Below are 21643 nucleotides of genomic sequence, written 5' to 3' on the forward strand. Positions count from 1 at the left end.
GACTGGAACAGGCCGATCGAGGTGCCGGTTGCACGAGGCATGAGCACGCCAGAGGCCACCGAGACCACCACCGACGTCGAGGCCACCGTCGACCGCGTCCTCGACGAGACCAGCACCTGGGCCGTCGTCGGGCTGTCCACGAACACGGCGCGGGCCGCCTACGGCGTCGCGGGGGTGCTGCAGCGCGCGGGCAAGCGGATCGTGCCCGTGCACCCGAGCGCCGAGACCGTGCACGGCGAGCAGGGCTACGCGAGCCTGGCCGACATCCCGTTCCCGGTGGACGTCGTGGACGTCTTCGTCCGCTCCGAGCTCGCCGGGGCCGTCGCCGACGAGGCGATCGCCGTCGGTGCCAAGGCGGTCTGGTTCCAGCTCGACGTCATCGACGAGGACGCCGCCGCCCGCGTGCGCGCCGCCGGCCTCGACATGGTGATGGACCGCTGCCCGGCCATCGAGCTGGGGCGGCGGCCGCGGGACTGACCCAGCGGATCAGCCGGCCGGCTCGAACGTCAGCACCGGGCGGCCGGTGCGGGGGTGGATGAGCACCTCGGTGCGCACGCCGTAGACGGGGTCGAGGACGTGGGGCACGAGGACGTCGCGCACGTCGCCGGCCGCGACGACACGACCGCCGGACAGCAGCACCACGTGGTCGCAGTGCTGGGCCGCGAGCTGCAGGTCGTGGAGGGCGGCGAGCACGGTGACGCCGCGGTCGGCGAGCACCCGCAGGATGCGCAGCGCGTCGAGCTGGGCGGCGATGTCGAGGTGGTTGGTCGGCTCGTCCAGCAGGATGAGCGCGGGCTCCTGGGCGAGGGCGCGCGCCATGTGCACGCGCTGGCGCTCGCCGCCGGAGAGGGTCGTGACCTCGCGGTCCGCGAGGTGCGCCGCCCCGACGGCGTCGAGGGCGCGGCGGGCGGCGGCGCGGTCCCCCGCGAAGTCCCCGGCCAGCAGGGAGCGGTGCGGGATCCGGCCGAGCAGGACGGCGTCGAGCACGGTGACGGGCAGGTCGGTGGACGCCTCCTGCTCGACGAGCGCGAGCGTCCGCGCGCGACGGCGCCGCGGCAGGGCGAGCAGGTCGGCGCCCGCGAAGGCGACGCGGGCACCGGGGCCCGAGCCGCCCTCCGACGGCGCCTGCACCCCGGCGAGGACGCGCAGCAGCGTCGACTTGCCCGACCCGTTGGGGCCGAGCAGCCCGGTCACCGCGCCCGCGGGGGCGGTGACGTCCACGCCGTCGAGGATCAGCCGACCGGACGCCGACCAGGAGACGCGGGCGGCGCTCAGGCCGTCGGTGGCCCCCTCCGCGGCGACCCGGGCGGGGGCGTCGGTGCGCGCCTCGGCGCGTGCCTCGGTGGTCATGCGATCCTCCGTCCGCGCCACAGCAGCAGGGCGAACACCGGCGCGCCGATCGCCGCCGTGACGATGCCGACGGGCACCTCGCGCGGGGCGAAGACCGTGCGCGCCAGGGTGTCCGCCCACACCAGGAACGACGCCCCGCACAGTGCGGACAGCGGCAGCAGCAGCCGGTGCCGCGCGCCGGTCAGCAGCCGCACGGCGTGCGGCAGGATCAGCCCGACGAACCCGATCGACCCGCTCTGCGAGACCAGCGCGCCGGTGAGCAGCGCGACGCCCACCAGCAGCAGCCATCGCACCCGCGCGACGGGCACGCCGAGCGTGGCGGCGGCCGTCTCGCCGAAGGTGAACGCGTCGAGGATCGAACCGGTCGAGGCGAGCAGGGTGCCCAGCACCAGCACGGCGACGCCCGTGATCGCGACCGACGTCCACGTCGCCCCGGCCACCGACCCCATGAGCCACGACAGGATCTCGCGGTACGAGTCACCGGTCGCGGACCAGAAGATGACGAAGCTGGTCGCCGCGGCCGCGAGCTGGCTCACCGCCAGCCCGGCCAGCACCGTGCGGGTCGGCGTGATCGTGCCGATCGCGCCGGCGAGCCCGAGGGCGGCGGCGAGCGCCGCGACGGCCCCGCCGAACGCCGCGACCGGCAGCAGCACGGTGAGCCCGGCGACGAGCACGAGCACCGCGCCCAGGGACGCCCCGGACGACAGCCCCAGCAGGTACGGGTCCGCGAGCGGGTTGCGGGTCAGGGACTGCATGACGACGCCGCACACCGCGAGCCCCGCGCCGACCGCCGCGGCGGTCAGCACGCGCGGCAGGCGCAGCTCCCAGACCATGCCGTCGGGCAGCGCGTCGAGCGGCTCGAGGCCCAGCGCGCCGCCGAGCCCGACGTGCGTCGCGATCGAGCGCCACACGTCCGCGACCGACAGGTCGGCCGGCCCGATCGTCACCGTCACCAGGACGGTCGCGACCAGCACCACCACGGACGCCGGCAGCCACCATGCGGCGCCGCGGCGGCCCGTCGTCGCCGCGGTCGTCGCGGGGGGCCCGACCGGCCGGGCCGTCGTCGTCACGGCTCGAGCCCGTCCAGCCCGTGGAGCTGCGCGGACAGGTCGACGACGGCGTCGACGTTCCGCACGCCGGCCTCCGACGCGGGGAACGGCACGGTGAGGTAGCGGCCCTCGCGCACGGCGGTCATGCGCGCGGTGGCCGGGTTCGACTCGAGCCGCTCGATCTTCTGCTCCGCGCTGTTCCAGGTCGCGTCGACGAGCACGATGACGTCCGGGTCGGCCTCGATCGCCTGCTCCCACGAGAACGACGTCCAGGTGTCGTGCACGTCGGCCGCGACGTTCTCCAGCCCGACGGCGTCCATGATCATCTGCGGCGCGCCGATGCCGGCCCCGACGTAGGGGATGTCGTCGCCCGAGGAGTACCAGAGGGCGGTGAGGCCCCGGTCGTCGGGGGTGACCGACGCGAGGGCGTCCTTCTGCGTGGCGACCAGGTCGCCGGCGGCGTCGGCGGCATCGAAGACCTCCCCGACCTCGTCGATCTCGGCGAAGACGTCGTCGAAGGTGAGCGGGTCGGGCATGTACTCCGGCGCCTTGCAGGCGGCGGGGGAGACGTAGGTCGCGACGCCGAGCTTCGCCAGCGTCGCGCGGTCGCCCGCGCCGTCGGCGGTGAGGTTGGACTCCCAGCCGGCGTAGACGAGGTCGGGCTCGAGGCCGAGCACGGCCTCCGCGCCGGGCGCCTGCTCGGCCATGGGCTCGGAGACGGCCGGCACGTCGGCGGCGGCGTCGGCCAGCGAGTCCGGCACGGGCCCGTCGAGGAACGCCGAGCCGACGATGCGGTCGCCGAGGCCGAGCGCGAGCAGCATCTCCGTGGTGCTCGACTTGATCGTCACGACGCGCTGCGGCGCGGCGTCGACCGTGGTCTCGACGCCGCAGTTGTCGAGCGTCAGGGGGTAGGCGGTGCCGTCCGAGGACCTGCCGGACGAGGCTTCCGCCGACGGCGCGGCGTCGGCGGGGTCCTGCGCGCAGCCCGCGAGGGCGGCGACGGACAGGGCGAGCAGGGCGGCGCCGGGCACGGCGGCGCGGGGGAGGCGGGGCACGAGAAAGCTCCAGGGGTCGTCGTCGGTGGTGTCGTCCGACGGCGCGCCATCTCGCGCCGGTGGAACCGCGGCCCACAGCCCGGGTCGCGCCGACGGGCCAGAGTCGTGCCCGTGATCCGGCGTCGAGCCTAGTACGCCCCGCCGACCCCGTGTGCTTGCCTGGCGTCCGTGACCCTCCCGATCGGTACCCCGCCCGCCGACGCCGCGGCCGTCGCGCCCCCGGACGACGACCGCGCCGTGCGCTGGGGCGCGCTGCCCAACGCCCGCGACCTGGGCGGCCTGCCCACCGCCGACGGCGGCCGCACCCGCGCCGGGCGCCTCTACCGGACGTCGCGGCTCGACGACGCCGGCAGCGACGGCCTCGAGGCGATGGCCGACGCCGGCGTCCGCACCGTCGTCGACCTGCGCAACGCGGCCGAGATCGGGCCCCTGGAGCTGCCGCCGTCGGTGACGCGGCACCACCGCCCCGTCGAGGACCCCGACGACGACGAGTTCATGCGTGCCTGGGCGCCGCACCTCGACACCCCGCGCTACTACGCGACCGTGCTCGAGCGCTGGCCCGGCCTCGTCGTCGACGTGTTCCGCACGATCGCCGACGCGCCCGACGGCGCCGTCGTCTACCACTGCGCGGGCGGGCGCGACCGGACCGGCATGATCACCGCCCTCCTGCTGACCCTCGTCGGTGTGCCCCGCCCGGTCGTCGTCGACGACTACCTGCGGGCCGTGCGCGCGAACAACGACCGCGCGGCCACCGAACCCGGGTGGGACGAGGCGCACCGCGCGCCCGACGAGCTGGTGGCCTGGTCCGACGCCGTCGCCGCCGCGCTCGAGGAGTTCCTCGACGGCGTGGACCCGGAGGGCTACCTGCGCGCGCACGGCGTGACGGACGCGGAGCTCGACCGCGTCCGCCGCCGCCTCCTCGACGCGGGATGAGGGGCGGGCGCGGGCTCACGCCCGCGTCGCGCGCACCAGGAGGTAGTCCCAGACCATCGTGCCGTCGTCGCGCAGGTGCCGGTCGCCGAGCGCGGCGAGGGCGTCGTCGAGCTCCGCGGCGCGCGCGTCGTCGTCCCCGAGGTGCCGATAGGTCGCGATCGTCGGGCCGTACGTGGCCTTGAAGAAGTCGCGGAACGCGGCGCCGTCGGCGAACCGGTCGACGACGAGCCCGCGCACCTCGGCCCGGACGTCGGTGACGCGGTCGCCGAGGAGCACCCGCACGTGCTCCTCGGTGCCCCACAGCGGCGGCGGGAGCGCGCCGGGAGGGGGCGGGGGCGCGTACGGCTTGAGGGTCGCGAACATCTCGCCGATGAACCCGGTCGGCGTCCAGGCGACGTTCCCGATCGTGCCGCCGGGCCGGGTCACGCGGGCCAGCTCGCTCGCCGCGAGCTGGTGGAACGGCGCGAACATCACGCCCACGCACGACAGGGTCACGTCGAACGCGCCGTCGTCGAACGGGAGCGCGTGCGCGTCGGCCGGCTCCCACCGCAGCGTGGCGCCGTGGTCCGCGGCGCGCCGGCGACCCGCCTCGAGCAGCTCGGGGGAGAGGTCGGAGGCGACGACGTCGGCGCCTGCCAGCGCGGCGGGGATCGACGCGTTGCCGGAGCCGGCCGCGACGTCGAGCAGCCGGTCGCCGGGGCCGACGTCGCACGCCTCCACGAGGACGGCCCCCAGCGAGGGGATGACCTGGTCCGCGACCGCGGGGTAGTCGCCGGACTCCCAGACGGCGCGGTGCTTGGTGCGGACCGTCTCGAGCAGGTCGACGGGGACGGTCCGGGAATCGGTGGTGCTCATGAGGGGCTCCTTCGCTCCTGGGGGCTGTGCTGACCCCTTCACGCTCCGCCGAGCGCCGCCGCCGGTCCAGTGCCGGATCTGGACCGGGCGAAGTCCTGGATCTGTACTGGCGGCGCCCCGCCCGGCGGGCGTTCACTGGGGGGATGGCGGGCTACGGCCAGTTCTGCCCCGTCGCGAAGGCGATGGAGGTGCTCGACGAGCGGTGGACGCTGCTCGTCGTGCGGGAGCTGCTGCTCGGCAGCACCCGGTTCAACGAGCTGCGGCGCGGCAACCCGAAGATGTCGCCCACGCTGCTGTCCAAGCGGCTGCGGACGCTGGAGCGCGCGGGGATCGTGCGACGTGCCGGCGCCGAGGGGCACGTCCGCTACCTCCTCACCCCCGCGGGCGAGGAGCTGCGGCCGCTCGTCGAGGCGCTCGGGGCCTGGGGCACGCGATGGGTCGGCGGGCTCGGGGAGGCCGACCTCGACCCGCACCTGCTGCTGTGGGACATGCGCCGCACGATCGACGTCGACGCCTGGCCCCGCGAGCGCACCGTCCTGGCGATCGTGCTCACCGACGTGGCACCCCGGGTGTCCCGGTGGTGGATCGTCGTGCGCGACGGCCAGGTCGAGGTGTGCGACTACGACCCGGGCTACGACGCGGCGGTGGTCGTGACGACGCCGCTGCGGGCCCTCACCCGGCTGTGGCGGGGCGACGTGACCTGGGCGAGCGCCCTGCGCTCGCGCGAGGTCGTGCTCGAGGGGCCCGAGGGCGTGCGGCGCCGGGTGCCGCGCTGGCTGGGACAGTCGGTGTTCGCGCACGTGCCCCGGCCGGAGCCGGCCCCCGCGCGGGCATGACGGCGGCCGGTGGCGCTAGCCTTCGACGGCATGACGACTCCCCGGGTCCAGGACGCCGTCTCGTGGCGGCGGCCGCGCCGGCAACGGCGCGGGGCCCGGGAGAGCGCGGGCGCGGCGACGGGGCTCGTGCGGGCCGCCGTGGACCTCGCGCTGTCGATCGCGAACGGGAGCGCGCCTGCGGGTGACGTGTCGAGCCTCGGCGACGAGCCGCCGCGGGTGCCGCGCGACCCCGGCGAGCCCGTCGCCGAGCTGCCGTGCGTCGTCGTCGGCGGTACCGCGGCCTGGCTCCCCGCCGGCACGGAGGGCGCGCACCTGTGGTCCGCGCGGTCGCGGACGTGGGTCGAGCTGCCCGGCGCGGCGGCCGACGTCGAGCTGGACCGCTCGGCCCTGGCGCTCCGGTCCCTGACCGCTGCGCCGGGCGAGGACGGGCCGTGGACGCTCGAGACGCGCTGCACCGCCGTGATCGAGGGTCCGGGGACGGAGCTCCGCCTCGAGGGGGCGTGGCTCGCGGTCGCGTGGCTCGGGCACCTTGCCGGATGGCCCGACCCGGGCCCGCCGGCGCCGCCGGACGGCGCGCCGCGCGCGTGAGCCTCGCCGAGCGACACGGGCGGGCTCGGGGATCGGTCGGGTCGCCCGGTTCCTTACGGTCTCGTCACCTCCCGCCGCCGGGGGCCGCCGAGTGGGACGCTGAGGGCATGAGCAGCGCATCGCCGGCGGGCCCGGACCCGTCGGACCCGGCCGGGTGGGACCCCGAGTCGGTGGTCCCGCCCGAGCCGAGGCCGCGGGACGGGTGGTGGTCGGCGCTCGCGGGGGTGGTCGCGACGGCGGCCGGGCTGGCCGTGGCGGAGCTGGTCGCGGCGTTCGTCGACCCGTCGTCGAGCCCGGTCGTGGCGGTCGGGGGCGCGGTGGTCGACGGCGTCCCCGGCTGGCTGAAGGACCTCGCGGTGTCCTGGTTCGGCACGGCGGACAAGGCCGTGCTGCTCGCGACGATGGGCGTGGTCTCCCTCGCGGGCGCGGCGCTCGCGGGCGTCCTCGAGCGGCGGCGCCCGCCGTGGGGCGCCGTCCTGCTCGGCGCCGTGGGCGTGGTGGCGGCCGTCGTGGCCGCGGGTCGCCCCGGGGCGAACATCGCCTGGGCGCTGCCGAGCCTGCTCGGGGTGGTGGCCGCGATCGCGCTGCTCAGCGCCCTGCTGCGCCGGGTCGAGACGTGGTTCGCCGAGGACGAGCGGCCCCGCGCCGACCGACGGTACGCGATCGACCGGCGCCGCTTCCTGCAGTGGACCGGCGTCACCGCGGCGGGCGCCGTCGTCGTGCTCGGCGTCTCGCGCGTGGTCTCCGCGGGCGGCCGCGCGGTGACGGCGGCGCGCGAGGCGATCCGCCTGCCGCGGCCCGCGACGACGGCGCCCGCGGTGCCCGCGGGCGCGGACCTCGGCGTCGAGGGCGCGGCGCCCTACGTCACGCCGAACCCGGAGTTCTACCGCATCGACACGGCCCTGGTCGTGCCGCAGGTGGATCCCGACGACTGGTCGCTCACCGTGACCGGCCTCGTGGACGAGCCGTTCACGATCACCTGGGACGACCTGCTCGCCCTGCCGCTCGAGGAGCACCACGTCACCCTGGCGTGCGTCTCCAACGAGGTGGGCGGCGACCTCATCGGCAACGCGCTGTGGCTCGGCTACCCCGTCCGGGAGCTGCTGGCCCGGGCGAAGCCGCAGGGCGGCGCGGACATGGTGCTCTCCCGCAGCACCGACGGCTTCACCGCGGGCACGCCGCTGGAGGTGCTGCAGGAGGCCGACCGCGACTGTCTCGTCGCGGTCGGCATGAACGGCGAGCCGCTGCCCACCGAGCACGGCTTCCCCGCCCGCCTCGTGGTGCCCGGGCTGTACGGGTACGTGTCGGCCACCAAGTGGGTCACCGAGCTCAAGGTCACCCGGTTCGCCGACGAACAGGGCTACTGGACGCCGCGCGGCTGGTCGGCGCTGGGCCCGATCAAGCTGTCCTCGCGCATCGACGTCCCGCGCCCGGGAGACGACCTGCCCGCCGGCGCCGTGACGCTCGCGGGCGTCGCCTGGGCGCAGCACACCGGCATCGAAAGGGTCGAGGTGCGGGTCGACGACGGCGACTGGGTCGCGGCCGACCTCGCCGACACCGTCGGCCCGGACACGTGGCGCCAGTGGCGCCTGGACTGGGACGCGACGCCCGGCGACCATCTCGTCGCGGTCCGCGCGACGGACGCCGACGGGAACCTCCAGGTCGAGGCGGAGGCCCCGCCCGCGCCCGACGGCGCCACCGGATGGCACACGATCGAGCTGACGATCACCTGACCCCACCGGCTCATCGGGCGAGCGCGGCGACGAGGCAGGCGGCGACGAAGACGACCTGGAGCGCGGACCTCGCCGGCAGAGGCATGGTGCGGACACCCGTGGAGGCGCGGGCGGCGTGCACGTTGGCCGGGAACATGACGACGAGCAGCAGCGCGAGGCAGATGCCCGCGGCCGTCCGCGTGGCCGGGAGCACGAGCCCGGCGGCGGCGGCGAGCTCCAGCGCTCCCGTCACGGTCACGACCAGCCCGGGCCGCGGGACCCGCGGCGGCACCATGGCGATCAGCGCCGCACGCCGGGGCTGCGTGAAATGGGCGCTCGCGGTGACCAGCAGCATGGCCACGAGGCCGGCGGTCACGGCGGCGGGCCAGCCGCCCAGCGAGTCGACGCCGAGAGCGCCGAGGCCCCGTGCCGCGAGGGTGACGGTGACGAGGACGACGAGGGGTGCCATGGGCTCTCCCGAAGAGGCTAGGCTGGATCTTGACAGTGACAAGTTAGGTCCGCGGGGCGGACTAGTCAATGGCTAGATGGAGGTCTGATGGCGGACGCGTACCACCACGGTGACCTGAGGACCGTCGTGCTGCGCCATGCAGCCGACCAGATCGCACAGGACGGCGTCGACCGGCTCTCGCTGCGGGGGCTGGCGCAACGTGCCGGGGTGTCGCACGCCGCGCCCGCGCATCACTTCGGCGACCGGCAAGGGTTGTTCACCGCGCTCGCGACCGAGGGGTTCGACCTGCTGGCGGCGGAGCTCCAGGCGGCGGGCCCCGACCTGCGGGACGTGGCGGTGGCCTACGTCCGCTTCGCGCTCGCCCGACCGGGGCACTTTGCGGTGATGTTCCGTTCCGACCTGCTCCGGGCGGACGACCCGGAGCTGACCGCCGCCCGTCGACGGTCCGGGCACGCGCTGCGCGACGGGGTCCGCGGCCTGGAGGGCGTCTCGGACCCTGCGGCTGTACAGCTCGCGGCCTGGTCGGTCGTGCACGGATTCGCGTCGCTCTGGCGGGAGGGGGCCTTCGCCGGCTCCGACCTGCTCGACCCGTCGGCCGACCCGGAGTCGGCCGCACGACGCATCGTGGACAGGCTGGCGTTCACCTGACGTCGCGCGGCGCCGGTCAGGCGCTGCGGCCCGACGGGGCCTCAGATCCGGGTGGTCGCCAGACGGGCGCCGAACAGCACGAGGACGCCGCCCGTGACGCGGTCCACCCACCGCACGGCGCCGGAGCGGCGCAGCCGAGGCCCGAACCAGCCCGCCCCGAGGACGACGAGCGACAGCCAGGCGGTGCCGAGCACGCAGTGCACCAGGGCGAGCAGGAGGCCCATGAGCAGCGGGTTGACGCCGTCGGGCACGAACTGAGGGATCGCGGCGACGTAGAAGACGCCGACCTTCGGGTTCATGAGGTTGGTGCTGAGCCCCAGGCCGAAGTCGCGCCAGCGGCCGCCGGCCGGCAGCGGCGCGTCCACCTCGTCGGCGCCGACGCGCGGCTCGCGGAAGGAGCGCCAGAGCATCGACGCCCCCATCCACACCATGTACGCCGCGCCCGCCAGGGTGAGCACGCGGTACGCCGTCTGGCTGGCGGCGAGCAGGGCCGCCGCGCCGCCCGCGGCGGCGGCGCCCCACACGAGGGTGCCGACCTGGATGCCGCCCAGCGCCGCGAAGCCGTGCGAGCGCGAGCGGGTCACGGTGCTGCGCAGCACGAGCGCCGTGTCGAGGCCGGGGACGAGGGTCAGGAGCCCCGCGACGAGCGCGAAGGCGAGCAGCGCCTGGAGGACGGTCACGGCGTCACGATACGAGCCGGACGGCGCGGCGTCACCGCGGGCGCAGGTCGCGCCGGACGCCCCGCAGCGTCCACAGCCCGTACGCGGCGAGGGCCGGCTTGAGCAGCAGCCACTCGCCCCAGCGGTGGTCGGCGCCGCGCGTCAGGCGACCGACCAGGTCGGGGCGCTGGCGCGCGACGTATACGCGCGCCTTCAGCGCGTGCGCCGGCTGCGAGACGATCGTGATGCGGCCGGCGTCCTCGACCAGCGGCAGCACCCGGTGGACGTTCTCCCAGGTGGTCCGGCTCTCCTCCTCGAGCACGAGCGGGCCGTCGTAGCCGAGCACGCCGACGGCGTGGTCGGCCAGGACCCGGGCCTCCGAGCGCCCGGACGTCGTCGCGCCCCCGCTGAGCACGAGCCGCGCGCGTGCCGCGGGGTCGATCGACCGCAGCCCTGCGCGCACGCGCCAGCGGTTGACGACGTTCGCCGCCGGACCGGTGTTGCGGAACCCCAGGACGACGACGGCCTGCGTCGGCCCGGCGGCGTCGACCACGAGGGTGCGTGACCAGCGCCGGTTCAGCCACTCGCTCCAGGCCAGCGCGGCGGCGAGCCCGGAGACCCCGGCGAGGGCGACGATCGGTCCGCGGCGCATGCGAGGCACTGTAGACCGCGACGTCCGCCGCGGCGGGACGCGGAAAACCGGAGACGACGACGGAGGGCCGGTGTCACCATCGGCACATGCTGATCCGCCGCGAGCTCCCGACCGACGCCGCCGCCGTCCGCGCCGTCACCGCCGCCGCCTTCGCGGGCGCGGCCGCTCACCGCGTACGAGCCGTCCCTGCGAGGGCGCTTCGAGAGCCCCGCGCCGCTCGCCGCGCTGGAGGCCATGGCGGCCCGCGACGGCGTGTGAGCCCGGTGCCAGGGCTCTCGCTACCATGCGCTGGTGCCCGATCTCGTCGTCTTCCTGGCCGGCGCCGGAGAGTCCGCGTCGGTGTGGGACGCCCAGCGAGACCTGCTCGGCCCGGTGCGGTCGATGGCGTTCGGGGCCCTGGACCTCGCGACACCCTTCGTGTTCGACGAGGCCGTCGCGTCCCTGCACCGCCACGTCAGGGAGACTGCGGCGCGTTCGGTGACCGTGGTCGGCCTGTCGATCGGGGCGATGATCGCCGCCCGGTACGCCTCCCTGCACCCCGTCGCGTCACTCGTGCTCTCCGGCGGCCAGGTCAGGCCGCCCCGGGTGACGATGGCGGTCCAGCGACTGGTGCTCGGTGCCGTCCCGGAGCGTCACCTGGGCCTGCCGGACGGGATGTCGAAGAAGGACCTGCTCGACATCCTCGGTGTCCGCGTCGACCTGACACCCGACCTGTCGCGGATCACCGCGCCGACGGTCGTGCTGTGCGGGAGCAAGGACAGACCCAACCTCCCGGCGGCGCACCGGTTCGCCGGCGCCATCGGCGGATCGCACCTGCAGATCGTCGACGGCGGAGGTCACCAGCTAGCCACGGACAGTCCCGCCGCGTTCGCCGAGGCCGTCCGGCAGGCGATCGGCCAGGCGGGGCCGCGATGATCGCCGGCAGCACGCTCCGCGGAGCTGATGGCCTGTCCACGGTCCTCAGGACTCCCGCATCCGGGCTCGGAGCACGTCGAGCTCCGCTCCCGGCGCGTCCGGGTCGAAGCCGTGCTCGATCAGCCAGCGCGACGCCGCCAGGCTGCGCAGCGACCACCAGGCGCGGATGACGGTGCGGTCCGCGCCGGGGCCGTAGCCGGCCAGCACGTCGTCCAGGCGCTCCTCGTGCCCGAGCGTCAGGATGGCGAGGTCGAACATCGCGTCGCCGGGCGCGGCCTCGGACCAGTCGATGACGCCGGTGACCTCGTCGGCGTCGACGAACACGTGCGTGAGCTGCAGGTCGCCGTGGACGAACACCGGCGACCACGGCCGCAGCGCGGCCTCGGCGATCGCCCGGTTCCTGCGGACCACCTCGGCGGGCACGACGTCGTGGGCGAGCAGCCACGCGCACTCGCGGTCGAGCTCCGCCGCCACGTCGTCGACGCTGCGTCCCGGCCACGGCGGCAACGGCGCGTCGTGCAGCCGCCGGACGGCCGCACCGGCCGCCGCCCACGCCGCCGGCGACTGCGGCGACGGCTCGCCGAGGACACCGAGCGCCTCGCCCGGCACGGCAGCGATCGCGAGGACGGGCGGCTCGCGCCACAGGACCTCCGGGGTCGGGACGGGCGCCAGGGCCATCGCCCGCGCCTCGCGCTCGGCGCGCGCCGGGTCGCCGTCGATCTTCAGGTACACGCCGCCCACCCGCAGCGTCGCGCGCTGGCTGTGGGCGACGACGACCTCGACCTCGTTCTCGTCCATGCCTGCCATCCTGGCGAGCACACCCGCGATGCCGCTCGGGCTTTTTCCTCGGCCGCCGAAGGTGCCCCGCGACGACCGCACTTGCGCGGCTGGCTACCATGGACGCACAGGCATCGACCCGGCCATCACCGGTGAGCCTCCGGAAGAACAGGGCGCGCACGCACTCCTAGTAGAACCGGACGGGTAGGCCCGTCACAGCCGTGAACGAGCGGCGGACGTCAGCACGACCGGCGTCCGCAAGCGGGGTGGTACCGCGGTACCCGCGCCCTTCGGGGCGGGGGCGTCGTCCTCGCACAGCAGCACCGACGTCGTACCACCGACCGCCAGCTCGTCCGCACAGGAGCCCACCCATGGCCTATCCGCAGCACCGTTCGTCCGACCCCTCGTCGCAGGCAGACCGACAGGGCGCCGCCTTCGGCATCGCCGGCGTCCCGGCGTCCCCGGAGCTGCCGGCGATCGAGCGCGAGGTCCTGGACTTCTGGGCCGCCGACGACACGTTCCGCGCGTCGGTCGCGAAGAACCCGGCGGGGGAGAACGGCTCCAACGAGTTCGTCTTCTACGACGGCCCGCCGTTCGCGAACGGCCTGCCCCACTACGGGCACCTGCTCACCGGCTACGCCAAGGACGTCGTCCCGCGCTACCAGACGATGCGCGGCAAGCACGTGGAGCGCCGCTTCGGCTGGGACACGCACGGCCTGCCCGCCGAGCTCGAGGCCATGAGCCAGCTCGGCATCAAGACCAAGGACGAGATCCTCGAGCTCGGCATCGAGAAGTTCAACGCCGCCTGCCGCTCGTCGGTGCTGAAGTACACCTCCGAGTGGCGCGACTACGTCACCCGGCAGGCGCGCTGGGTCGACTTCGACCACGACTACAAGACGCTCAACGTCACCTACATGGAGTCGGTGCTGTGGGGCTTCAAGAAGCTCTACGACGCGGGCCTCGTGTACGAGGACTTCCGCGTGCTGCCGTACTGCTGGAACGACCAGACGCCGCTGTCCAACCACGAGCTGCGCATGGACGACGACGTCTACCAGACGCGCCAGGACCCGGCCGTGACCGTCGGCTTCGACGTCGCGACCGTGCCCGCCGGGCAGGACGTGGTGCGCCCCGGCGACAAGCTCCTCGTCTGGACGACGACGCCGTGGACGCTGCCCTCCAACCTGCTCGTCATGGTCGGCGAGGACATCGAGTACGCCGTCGTCGAGTCGTCGTTCACCGGCACGCCGCAGCGGTACGTGCTCGCCGAGGCCCGCGTCGACGCGTACGCGCGCGAGCTCACGGACGAGGGCGAGGACGCCCCGCGCGTGGTCGGGCGCCTCACCGGCCGCGAGCTCCTGCAGACCTCCTACGTGCCGCCGTTCTCCTACTACGAGGGCCGCGAGCGCGCGCACCGCGTGGTCGAGGCGGACTTCGTCACGACGACGGACGGCACCGGCCTGGTGCACAGCGCCGGCGCGTTCGGCGAGGACGACAAGGTCGTCTGCGACCGCGAGGGCGTCGCGTCCGTCATGCCCGTGGGGGCGGACGGCAAGTTCACGCACCCGGTCGAGGAGTACGCCGGCCTGCAGGTCTTCGACGCGAACCTGCCGATCATCGACCACCTCAAGGCGCGCACCCGCGCGGAGGCGGACGCCGGGTCGGTCACCGCCGGCACGGTGCTGCTGCGCCGCGAGTCGTACGCGCACTCCTACCCGCACTGCTGGCGCTGCCGGCAGCCGCTGATGTACATGGGCGTGTCCTCGTGGTTCGTCGAGGTCACGAAGTTCAAGGACCGGATGGTCGAGCTCAACCAGGAGATCTCCTGGACGCCGGAGCACATCAAGGACGGCCAGTTCGGCAAGTGGCTCGCGAACGCCCGCGACTGGTCGCTGAGCCGCAACCGCTTCTGGGGCTCCCCGGTGCCGGTCTGGAAGAGCGACGACCCGGCGTACCCGCGCCTGGACGTGTACGGCTCGCTCGAGGAGATCGAGCGCGACTTCGGCCGCCTGCCGCTCGGCCCCGACGGCGAGCCCGACCTGCACCGCCCGTTCGTCGACGAGCTCACCCGCCCCAACCCCGACGACCCGACGGGGAAGTCCACGATGCGCCGCGTCGAGGACGTCATGGACGTGTGGATGGACTCCGGCTCCATGCCGTACGCGCAGGTGCACTACCCGTTCGAGAACGCGGACTGGTTCGAGCACCACTACCCGGGCGACTTCATCGTCGAGTACATCGGCCAGACCCGCGGCTGGTTCTACCTGCTGCACGTGCTCGCCACCGCGCTGTTCGACCGGCCGGCGTTCCGCACCGCCGTGTCGCACGGCATCGTGCTGGGCTCCGACGGTCGCAAGATGAGCAAGTCGCTGCGCAACTACCCGGACGTCTCCGAGGTCTTCGACCGCGACGGCTCCGACGCGATGCGCTGGTTCCTCATGGCCAGCCCGATCCTGCGCGGCGGCAACCTCGTCGTCACGGAGGAGGGCATCCGCGACTCCGTGCGCCAGGTGCTGCTGCCGCTGTGGAGCACGTACTACTTCTTCACCCTGTACGCGAACAGCGCCGCGGACGGCGCGGGCTACACGGCGAAGCCCGTCACGGCCGAGCGCGTCCCCGGCCTGCCCGCCCTCGACCGGTACCTGCTGGCGCGCACCCACGACGTGGTCGCGACGGTCACCTCGCAGCTCGACGCCTACGACATCTCCGGCGCCTGCGAGTCCGTGCGCGAGCACCTCGACGTCCTGACCAACTGGTACGTGCGCACCCAGCGGATGAGGTTCTGGGCCGAGGACGCCGACGCCTTCGACACGCTGTACACGGCGCTCGAGACGCTGACCCGCGTCATGGCGCCGCTGGCGCCGCTGCTCACCGAGGAGGTCTGGCGCGGCCTCACCGGCGGCCGTTCCGTGCACCTCACGGACTGGCCCTCGGCCGACGGCGTCGTCGACGCCGCCCTCGTGCGCGACGACGAGCTCGTCGCCGCGATGGACGAGGTGCGCGCCGTCGTGTCCAGCGCGCTCGCGCTGCGCAAGGCCCACCAGCTGCGCGTGCGGCAGCCGCTGGCCCGCCTCACGGTGGCCGTCCCCGACCCCGCGGCGCTCGCGGACTACGTGGGCCTCCTGACGTCGGAGCTCAACGTCAAGGCGGTCGACCTCGTCGCGGCGGACGCCGACGCGTCGGAGCGGTTCGGCATCACCGAGCGGCTCGCGGTCAACGCCCGGGCCGCCGGCCCGCGCCTGGGCCGCGGCGTCCAGGCCGTCATCAAGGCGGCGAAGGCGGGCGCGTGGCGCCGGGGCGACGACGGCGCCGTCGTCGTCACGACCGACGCCGGCGACGAGCCGCTGCTCGAGGCGGAGTACGAGCTCACCACCGTCGTGGGCGACGCGGCCGGGGAGCACGTCGCCGCGTCCGTGCTGCCCGGCGGCGGGTTCGTCGTCCTCGACCTCGCGCTCGACGACGCCCTGCGCGCCGAGGGCTACGCCCGCGACGTCATCCGCGACGTGCAGGACGCCCGCAAGGCCGCCGGCCTCGAGGTCAGCGACCGCATCGCGCTGGAGCTCGACGTCCCCGCCGAGCACGCCGCCGCGGTGGAGGCCCACCGCGAGCTCATCGCCCGCGAGACCCTCGCCCTCGACCTCGCCGTGGTCGCGAGCGACGGGCAGCGCGCCGTGCGCGTGAGCAAGCGGGAGACGCCGGCCGGCTGACCCGGGCTGCCGTCGGGACCCGCCGTCACGCCCCGCCGCCAGGGCCTTCCTGCGCGAGGTCGAGGAACGCCTCGACCTCGCGCAGGAAGGCGTCGGGGTGGGTCGGGTGCACCAGGTGGCCGCCCGGCAGCGTGACGAACCGCGCGTCGGGCAGGCGCGCGGCCATCCGCGCCATCGCGTCCTGCGGCAGGAAGCTCTCGGGGCCGCCGCCGACGACGAGGGCCGGTGCGCGCACCCCGGCCAGGCCGTCCACCCATGCGCGCTCGGGCGCGTTGAGCGCGGCGAGCACGGCCGGGCGGATGCGGCGCTCGTAGAACGACGCGTCGTCCGAGGCGTCCGGCACCGGCAGGCCGAGCGGCTCCAGGGGCGGGCACTCCTCGAGCACGAGGGCCGCGACCCGGCCCGGGTCGTGCACGGCCACGAGCAGCCCGAGGAGCGCCCCGAGCGAGTGCCCGACCAGCACGACCCGGTTGAGGGCGAGGTCGTCGAGCAGGAGGAGCACGTCGTCGCGCAGCGCGGTCACCGACGCCGCGCCGACGGCCGGGCTGCGGCCCGCGCCGCGCAGATCCGGCACGACGACGTCGGCGCGGCGTGCCAGGGGCCCGACCAGAGGGTCCCATGTGGAGCCGTCGCCGCCCCCGCCGTGCAGGAGGACGACGGGCGCCGCGCGCGTCCCGGGCGGGCCCGGGACGGTGCGGCGGGCGAGGCGGACGGGAGCGTCGGGGGAGTCCGGGTGTGCGGCCACGGCCCGACGGTAGCCCCGGCCGACGACAGCGGCGCGCCGCCGCCGGCCGGGGCTAGCCTGGTGCTCCCCGGCGCGACGGCGCCGGCTCCCCGCGAGGAGTCCCGCATGGCCGCGACACCCGCCCCCGAGAAGCGCCCTTTCGTGCCGCCACGCTGGTTCGTGCGGTCGGCGTGGGCGGTCCAGCGCGCCGGCTACCGGATCAGCGGCGGGCGGTGGCCGCTGCGCCGGCCGACCCCCGGCGGCAAGTTCGGCATGCTGCGCCTGCGCGTCGTGGGACGCCGCAGCGGCCAGGAGCGCGCCGTGATCCTCGGGTACGTCGAGGACGAGGGTCGATACGTCACCCTCGCGATGAACGGCTGGGGCGACCCGCCGCCGGCGTGGTGGCTCAACCTGCGGGCGCACCCCGACGCGGAGGTGGACACGGTCGACGGGCCGCGCCCCGTGCGCGCGACGGCGGCGCAGGGCGAGGAGCGCGACCGGCTGTGGGTGCTCGTCGGCCGCCACCAGGGCTGGGGCGAGATCGACCGGTTCGCCGCGCACCGCGCCGGGGAGACCCCGGTCGTGGTGCTCGCGCCGCGCTGAACGACCGTCGCGGGCCCCGACGGTCGGGCGCGCAGCGCCTATCCTTCGGGGGTGACCCCCGACGCTGAGAACAAGCCCTCGTCCGCCGCGCGCAAGGCCCGCACGGCCGAGCGCCAGGCCGCCCGCGCGGCGGCGGAGGACGCCGTGGCGCAGGAGTCGCTGCGCGAGGTCTACGCGGAGATCATGTCGCGGGCGCCGGAGCACGACATCGACCCGACGCTCGACCGCGTCCGGCGGGTGCTCGAGCTCCTCGGCGACCCGCAGCACGCGTTCCGCGCCATCCACCTCACGGGCACGAACGGCAAGTCGTCGACGGCGCGCATGACCGAGCGCCTGGTGCGCGAGCACGGGCTGCGCACCGGCCTGTTCACCTCGCCCCACCTCACGAGCGTCACCGAGCGCATCCAGGTGGACGGCGAGCCGCTCAGCGCCGCGCGGTTCGTCGAGGTGTGGGAGGACGTCGCGCCGTACATCGGCGTCGTCGACCGTGAGTCGCAGGAGGCGGACGGCCCGCGCCTCAGCTTCTTCGAGGTGCTCACCGTCATGGCGGTCGCCGCCTTCGCGGACGCCCCGGTCGACGTCGCGGTGGTCGAGGTCGGGATGGGCGGCCGGTGGGACTCCACCAACGTCGTGGACGGCGAGGTCGCGGTGCTCACCCCGGTCGGCATCGACCACGAGCGCTGGCTCGGCTCCACGCTGGCCGAGATCGCCACCGAGAAGTCCGGCATCGTCAAGGAGGGCGCCACGGTCGTCAGCGCCGAGCAGGACGTCGTCGTCGACGAGATCCTGCGCGAGCGGGCGGCGGAGGTCTCGGCGCACCTGCTGCGCGAGGGCGTGGAGCTCGAGGTCGCCGGCCGCCGGGCGGCCGTCGGCGGACAGCTCGTCGACCTGCGCACCCCCGCCGGCCTCTACACCGAGGTGCTGGTGCCCCTGCACGGCGCGTACCAGGCCCACAACGCGCTCCTCGCGCTCGCCGCGGTGGAGGCGTTGCTCGGCGGCCGTGCCCTGGACGGCGGGGTGGTCGAGACGGCGTTCGCCGACGTCTTCGTGCCGGGGCGCCTCGAGGTGGTGCGCTCCAGCCCGACCGTGCTGGTGGACGCGGCGCACAACCCGCACGGGGCGCAGGCCCTCGTCGACGCGCTCGACGAGGAGTTCGACCTCCCGCGCCTGGTCGGCGTCGTCGCCGTGATGGCGGACAAGGACGTCGAAGGGCTGCTCGCGACCCTGGAGCCGGCGCTCACCGAGCTCGTCCTCACGAAGAACTCGTCGGCCCGCTCGGCCGACCCCGAGGACCTGCTCGAGGTGGCCCAGGAGATCTTCGGCGAGGACCGGGTCCGCACGGCCGCGCGCCTCGACGAGGCGCTGCAGGTGGCGGCCGACCTCGCCGAGAGCGGCGACCAGGTGGGCGTCGGCACCGGGCGCGGCGTGCTCGTCACCGGCTCGGTCATCACGGTCGCGGACGCCCGGATCCTGCTCGGCCGCGGCTGACGCGCCCGTCCGGGACGTCGGGAGGGCGCACGCACGATCACCCGCCCGACATCCCGCGGGGGTGCTGCGTGGTGTGGCGCCCGGGTGTTGGATGGGGGCAGGCCGCCGCGCTGCAGGGCGGTGCCAGGCGAGGAGGCGCGACATGAAGAAGCTGCTCGACGACCCCGCGGACGCGGTGACCGACTCGCTCGCGGGATTCGGGCTCGCCCACGCCGACCTGGTCGAGGTGCACGACGAGCCCGTGTACGTGTCGCGGGCCGGCGGCCCCGTGCCGGGCAAGGTGGGGCTGGTCAGCGGCGGCGGCTCCGGGCACGAGCCGCTGCACGCGGGGTTCGTCGGCGACGGGATGCTCGACGCGGCGGTGCCGGGCGCGGTGTTCACGTCGCCCACGCCGGACCAGATCGTGCCGGCGGTCCTCGGCGCGGACTCGGGCGCCGGCGTCGTGGCGATCGTCAAGAACTACACGGGCGACGTGCTCAACTTCGAGACCGCCGTCGAGCTCGTCGAGGCCGAGGGCTCGCAGGTCATGACGATCCTCGTCAACGACGACGTCGCCGTCGAGGACTCCCTGTACACGGCCGGCCGCCGCGGCGTCGCCGGCACGGTCTGCGTGGAGAAGATCGCGGGCGCCGCCGCCGCTCGCGGCGACGACCTCGGCGCGGTCACCGAGGTCGCCGGACGGGTCGTGGCGAACGTGCGCACCATGGGCGTCGCGCTCACGGCGTGCACGGTGCCGCACGTCGGCAAGCCGTCGTTCGACCTGCCCGACGACGAGGTCGAGATCGGCATCGGCATCCACGGCGAGCCCGGCCGGCACCGCATCCCCTTCACGGGCGCCACCGGGATCACGCGCAGCCTGCTCGACCCGGTCGCCGACGACCTGCGCCTGACCGACGGCGACGACGTGCTCCTGTTCGTCAACGGGATGGGCGGCACGCCGCTGTCCGAGCTGTACGTCGTCTATGGTCGAGCGCGCGGGCTGCTCGAGGAGCGCGGTGTCACCGTCTCCCGGTCGCTCGTGGGCAACTACGTGACGTCGCTGGAGATGCAGGGCGCGTCGATCACGGTGCTGCGGCTGGACGACGAGCTGCGGGAGCTGTGGGACGCGCCGGTGCGCACGGTGGCGTTGCACTGGTGACGGGCGTCGCGGGGCGCCCCGAGGCGAGGAGGCGTGCGGTCATGGGGCTCGACGTGGCATGGGCGGAGCGTTGGGTGCGGCGCACCGCCGACGTCGTGGCGGGGTCGAAGGACGAGCTCACGGAGCTCGACCGGCAGATCGGGGACGGCGACCACGGGGAGAACCTGCACCGCGGGTTCCAGGCCGTGGTCGCGAAGCTGGACGACCCGGGGGCCCCGGAGCGCGCGGAGGTCGGCGACGTGCTCATGCTCGTGGCCACCACCCTCATGTCGAAGGTCGGCGGCGCCTCCGGCCCGCTGTACGGGACGGCGTTCCTGCGGGCGGCGAAGCGGTCGGCCCGCCCCAGCGTCGACGGGTCCGGCGTCGTCGTCCTGCTCGACGCCGCGCTCGAGGGCGTGACGTCGCGCGGCAAGGCGCAGGTGGGGGAGAAGACGATGGTCGACGCCCTCGCCCCTGCGGTCGAGGCGGCCACCGCCGCCGCGGACGCCGGCCAGGAGCCGGTCGAGGTGCTGCGGGCGGCCGCCGACGCGGCCGACGCCGGCGCGACGGGCACGATCCCGCTCGTGGCGACCAAGGGCCGGGCGTCCTACCTGGGGGAGCGGAGCGCCGGCCACGAGGACCCGGGCGCGCGCTCGACGGCGCTGGTGCTGCGCGCGGCGCTCGACGCGGCGCTCGGCGCCACGCCCGACGCCACGCCCGACGCCACGCCGGGTGCCGTGGCGGGCGAGGCGGAGGCGGTCGGGGAGTGAGCGTCGGGCTGCTGCTCGTCTCCCACTCGGCGCGCCTCGCCGACGGGACGGTCGAGCTGGCCCGCGAGATGGCGCCGGACGTCGTCCTGGAGAGCGGGGCGGGCGACGGCGCCGGCGGCCTGGGCACGTCGTTGGAGGTCGTGCAGGACGCCCTCGGGCGCGCGCTGCCGCGCGTCGACGGCGTCGTCGTGCTGGCCGACCTGGGCTCCGCCGTGCTGACCGTCGAGACGGCGCTCGAGCTCGACGAGGACCTGGTCGGCCGGGTGCGCCTCGCCGAAGCGCCGTTCGTCGAGGGCGCGGTCGCCGCGGCGGTGGCGGCGCAGCAGGGCGCCGGGCTGGACGCGGTGCTGGCCGCCGCCGAGGGCGCGGGGGCGCCCGCTGCCCCTGCGCCTGCACCTGCCCAGGCTCCCGCCGATCCGTCGCTCGAGCCGGTCGAGACCACCGCGACGGCCAGCGCCCGCGTCGTGATCCGCAACCCGCTGGGCCTGCACGCCCGCCCGGCGGCGGTGGTGGCGCGGGCCGCGGCGGCGTTCGGCGGGCCGGTCACCCTCCAGGGCGTCGACGCGACGAGCGTGCTGCAGCTCATGGCGCTCGGCACCGCCGCGGGCACCGAGGTCGAGGTGTCCGCGCACGGGGCGGACGCGCGCGACGCCGTGGCCACCGTCGTCGGGCTGATCGAGGGCGGCTTCGGCGAGGTGTGATCACGCTCACAGGAAATTGCACTTGGTGCAATATTGCA

The 21643-nt window shown here is 75.4% G+C and carries 22 protein-coding genes; 13 read left to right on the forward strand and 9 right to left on the reverse strand.

Translation table 11 applies throughout. The features are described from left to right. Positions 1 to 39 precede the first annotated feature (39 nt). Positions 40 to 477: a CoA-binding protein gene (locus ACH443_RS04705; protein WP_429762332.1), complete on the forward strand. Its 438-nt coding sequence runs from the start codon at positions 40 to 42 to the stop codon at positions 475 to 477. 9 nt (positions 478 to 486) lie between these two features. Here ACH443_RS04705 and ACH443_RS04710 read toward each other — a convergent pair whose 3' ends face one another. From ACH443_RS04710 to ACH443_RS04720, 3 genes are read right to left on the reverse strand one after another with little or no spacing between them, the layout of a single operon-like run. After that, complete coding sequence (locus tag ACH443_RS04710) at positions 487 to 1350, reverse strand: putative F420-0 ABC transporter ATP-binding protein (RefSeq protein ID WP_430589599.1); 864 nt, start codon at positions 1348 to 1350, stop codon at positions 487 to 489. Then, the gene (locus tag ACH443_RS04715) at positions 1347 to 2420 is read right to left on the reverse strand and encodes a putative F420-0 ABC transporter permease subunit (RefSeq protein ID WP_430589600.1); all 1074 of its coding nucleotides are present in this window, start codon (positions 2418 to 2420) and stop codon (positions 1347 to 1349) included. The genes ACH443_RS04710 and ACH443_RS04715 overlap by 4 nt, the downstream gene beginning before the upstream one ends. Continuing rightward, positions 2417 to 3454, reverse strand: coding sequence for a putative F420-0 ABC transporter substrate-binding protein (locus ACH443_RS04720; RefSeq protein WP_430589601.1), 1038 nt, complete (start codon positions 3452 to 3454; stop codon positions 2417 to 2419). The genes ACH443_RS04715 and ACH443_RS04720 overlap by 4 nt, the downstream gene beginning before the upstream one ends. A gap of 168 nt (positions 3455 to 3622) precedes the next feature. Between ACH443_RS04720 and ACH443_RS04725 the strand changes: the two genes are divergently transcribed. Beyond that, positions 3623 to 4387: a tyrosine-protein phosphatase gene (locus ACH443_RS04725; protein WP_430589602.1), complete on the forward strand. Its 765-nt coding sequence runs from the start codon at positions 3623 to 3625 to the stop codon at positions 4385 to 4387. A gap of 15 nt (positions 4388 to 4402) precedes the next feature. On the opposite strand, the gene ACH443_RS04730 is transcribed toward ACH443_RS04725, so the two are convergent. Then, a complete protein-coding gene (locus ACH443_RS04730; RefSeq protein WP_430589603.1) occupies positions 4403 to 5242 on the reverse strand; it encodes a class I SAM-dependent methyltransferase in 840 nt (279 codons plus the stop codon). Positions 5243 to 5385: 143 nt separating this feature from the next. Here ACH443_RS04730 and ACH443_RS04735 point away from each other — a divergent pair, with 143 nt between their 5' ends. From ACH443_RS04735 to ACH443_RS04745, 3 genes are all read left to right on the forward strand, one after another. Beyond that, complete coding sequence (locus ACH443_RS04735; RefSeq protein WP_430589604.1) at positions 5386 to 6078, forward strand: winged helix-turn-helix transcriptional regulator; 693 nt, start codon at positions 5386 to 5388, stop codon at positions 6076 to 6078. 30 nt (positions 6079 to 6108) lie between these two features. Continuing rightward, on the forward strand, positions 6109 to 6666 hold the full coding sequence (locus tag ACH443_RS04740) for a hypothetical protein (RefSeq protein ID WP_430555816.1): 558 nt from the start codon (positions 6109 to 6111) through the stop codon (positions 6664 to 6666). Between the two features lie 107 nt (positions 6667 to 6773). After that, the gene (locus tag ACH443_RS04745; RefSeq protein ID WP_429762324.1) at positions 6774 to 8399 is read left to right on the forward strand and encodes a molybdopterin-dependent oxidoreductase; all 1626 of its coding nucleotides are present in this window, start codon (positions 6774 to 6776) and stop codon (positions 8397 to 8399) included. 10 nt (positions 8400 to 8409) lie between these two features. Here the strand turns inward: ACH443_RS04745 and ACH443_RS04750 are convergent, their stop codons facing one another. Continuing rightward, a complete protein-coding gene (locus ACH443_RS04750) occupies positions 8410 to 8847 on the reverse strand; it encodes a hypothetical protein (RefSeq protein ID WP_430589605.1) in 438 nt (145 codons plus the stop codon). Positions 8848 to 8934: 87 nt separating this feature from the next. Here ACH443_RS04750 and ACH443_RS04755 point away from each other — a divergent pair, with 87 nt between their 5' ends. Further along, positions 8935 to 9495 (forward strand): TetR/AcrR family transcriptional regulator, encoded by a 561-nt coding sequence (locus tag ACH443_RS04755; protein ID WP_430589606.1) that lies wholly within the window; start codon positions 8935 to 8937, stop codon positions 9493 to 9495. Between the two features lie 41 nt (positions 9496 to 9536). On the opposite strand, the gene ACH443_RS04760 is transcribed toward ACH443_RS04755, so the two are convergent. After that, positions 9537 to 10175: a LysE family translocator gene (locus ACH443_RS04760; RefSeq protein ID WP_429762321.1), complete on the reverse strand. Its 639-nt coding sequence runs from the start codon at positions 10173 to 10175 to the stop codon at positions 9537 to 9539. 31 nt (positions 10176 to 10206) lie between these two features. Then, positions 10207 to 10806, reverse strand: a complete 600-nt coding sequence (locus ACH443_RS04765; RefSeq protein ID WP_430589607.1) for a YdcF family protein — start codon at positions 10804 to 10806, stop codon at positions 10207 to 10209. A 291-nt stretch (positions 10807 to 11097) separates the two neighbouring features. On the opposite strand from ACH443_RS04765, the gene ACH443_RS04770 reads away from it, so the two are divergent. Next, entirely contained in the window at positions 11098 to 11721 is a 624-nt protein-coding gene (locus tag ACH443_RS04770) for an alpha/beta fold hydrolase (protein WP_430589608.1), read from the forward strand. 45 nt (positions 11722 to 11766) lie between these two features. On the opposite strand, the gene ACH443_RS04775 is transcribed toward ACH443_RS04770, so the two are convergent. After that, complete coding sequence (locus ACH443_RS04775; RefSeq protein ID WP_430589609.1) at positions 11767 to 12519, reverse strand: phosphotransferase family protein; 753 nt, start codon at positions 12517 to 12519, stop codon at positions 11767 to 11769. Between the two features lie 350 nt (positions 12520 to 12869). On the opposite strand from ACH443_RS04775, the gene ileS reads away from it, so the two are divergent. Then, a complete protein-coding gene (gene ileS / locus ACH443_RS04780; RefSeq protein WP_430589610.1) occupies positions 12870 to 16202 on the forward strand; it encodes an isoleucine--tRNA ligase in 3333 nt (1110 codons plus the stop codon). A 25-nt stretch (positions 16203 to 16227) separates the two neighbouring features. Here ileS and ACH443_RS04785 read toward each other — a convergent pair whose 3' ends face one another. Beyond that, positions 16228 to 16947 carry an alpha/beta fold hydrolase gene (locus ACH443_RS04785; protein ID WP_430589611.1) on the reverse strand — a complete coding sequence of 240 codons (720 nt, stop codon included), beginning with the start codon at positions 16945 to 16947 and terminating at the stop codon, positions 16228 to 16230. A 105-nt stretch (positions 16948 to 17052) separates the two neighbouring features. Between ACH443_RS04785 and ACH443_RS04790 the strand changes: the two genes are divergently transcribed. The 5 genes from ACH443_RS04790 (at position 17053) to dhaM (ending at position 21605) form a co-directional block, all read left to right on the forward strand. After that, complete coding sequence (locus tag ACH443_RS04790) at positions 17053 to 17529, forward strand: nitroreductase/quinone reductase family protein (RefSeq protein WP_430589612.1); 477 nt, start codon at positions 17053 to 17055, stop codon at positions 17527 to 17529. A gap of 51 nt (positions 17530 to 17580) precedes the next feature. Continuing rightward, entirely contained in the window at positions 17581 to 19017 is a 1437-nt protein-coding gene (locus ACH443_RS04795) for a bifunctional folylpolyglutamate synthase/dihydrofolate synthase (RefSeq protein ID WP_430589613.1), read from the forward strand. Between the two features lie 142 nt (positions 19018 to 19159). Continuing rightward, complete coding sequence (gene dhaK / locus ACH443_RS04800; protein WP_430589614.1) at positions 19160 to 20155, forward strand: dihydroxyacetone kinase subunit DhaK; 996 nt, start codon at positions 19160 to 19162, stop codon at positions 20153 to 20155. Between the two features lie 41 nt (positions 20156 to 20196). After that, entirely contained in the window at positions 20197 to 20904 is a 708-nt protein-coding gene (dhaL, locus tag ACH443_RS04805) for a dihydroxyacetone kinase subunit DhaL (protein WP_430589615.1), read from the forward strand. Continuing rightward, a complete protein-coding gene (dhaM, locus tag ACH443_RS04810) occupies positions 20901 to 21605 on the forward strand; it encodes a dihydroxyacetone kinase phosphoryl donor subunit DhaM (protein ID WP_430589616.1) in 705 nt (234 codons plus the stop codon). The genes dhaL and dhaM overlap by 4 nt, the downstream gene beginning before the upstream one ends. The last annotated feature ends 38 nt before the right edge of the window (positions 21606 to 21643 follow it).

It is taken from the genome of Isoptericola sp. NPDC019571, assembly GCF_044389385.1.
Taxonomy (GTDB): domain Bacteria; phylum Actinomycetota; class Actinomycetes; order Actinomycetales; family Cellulomonadaceae; genus Isoptericola; species Isoptericola nanjingensis.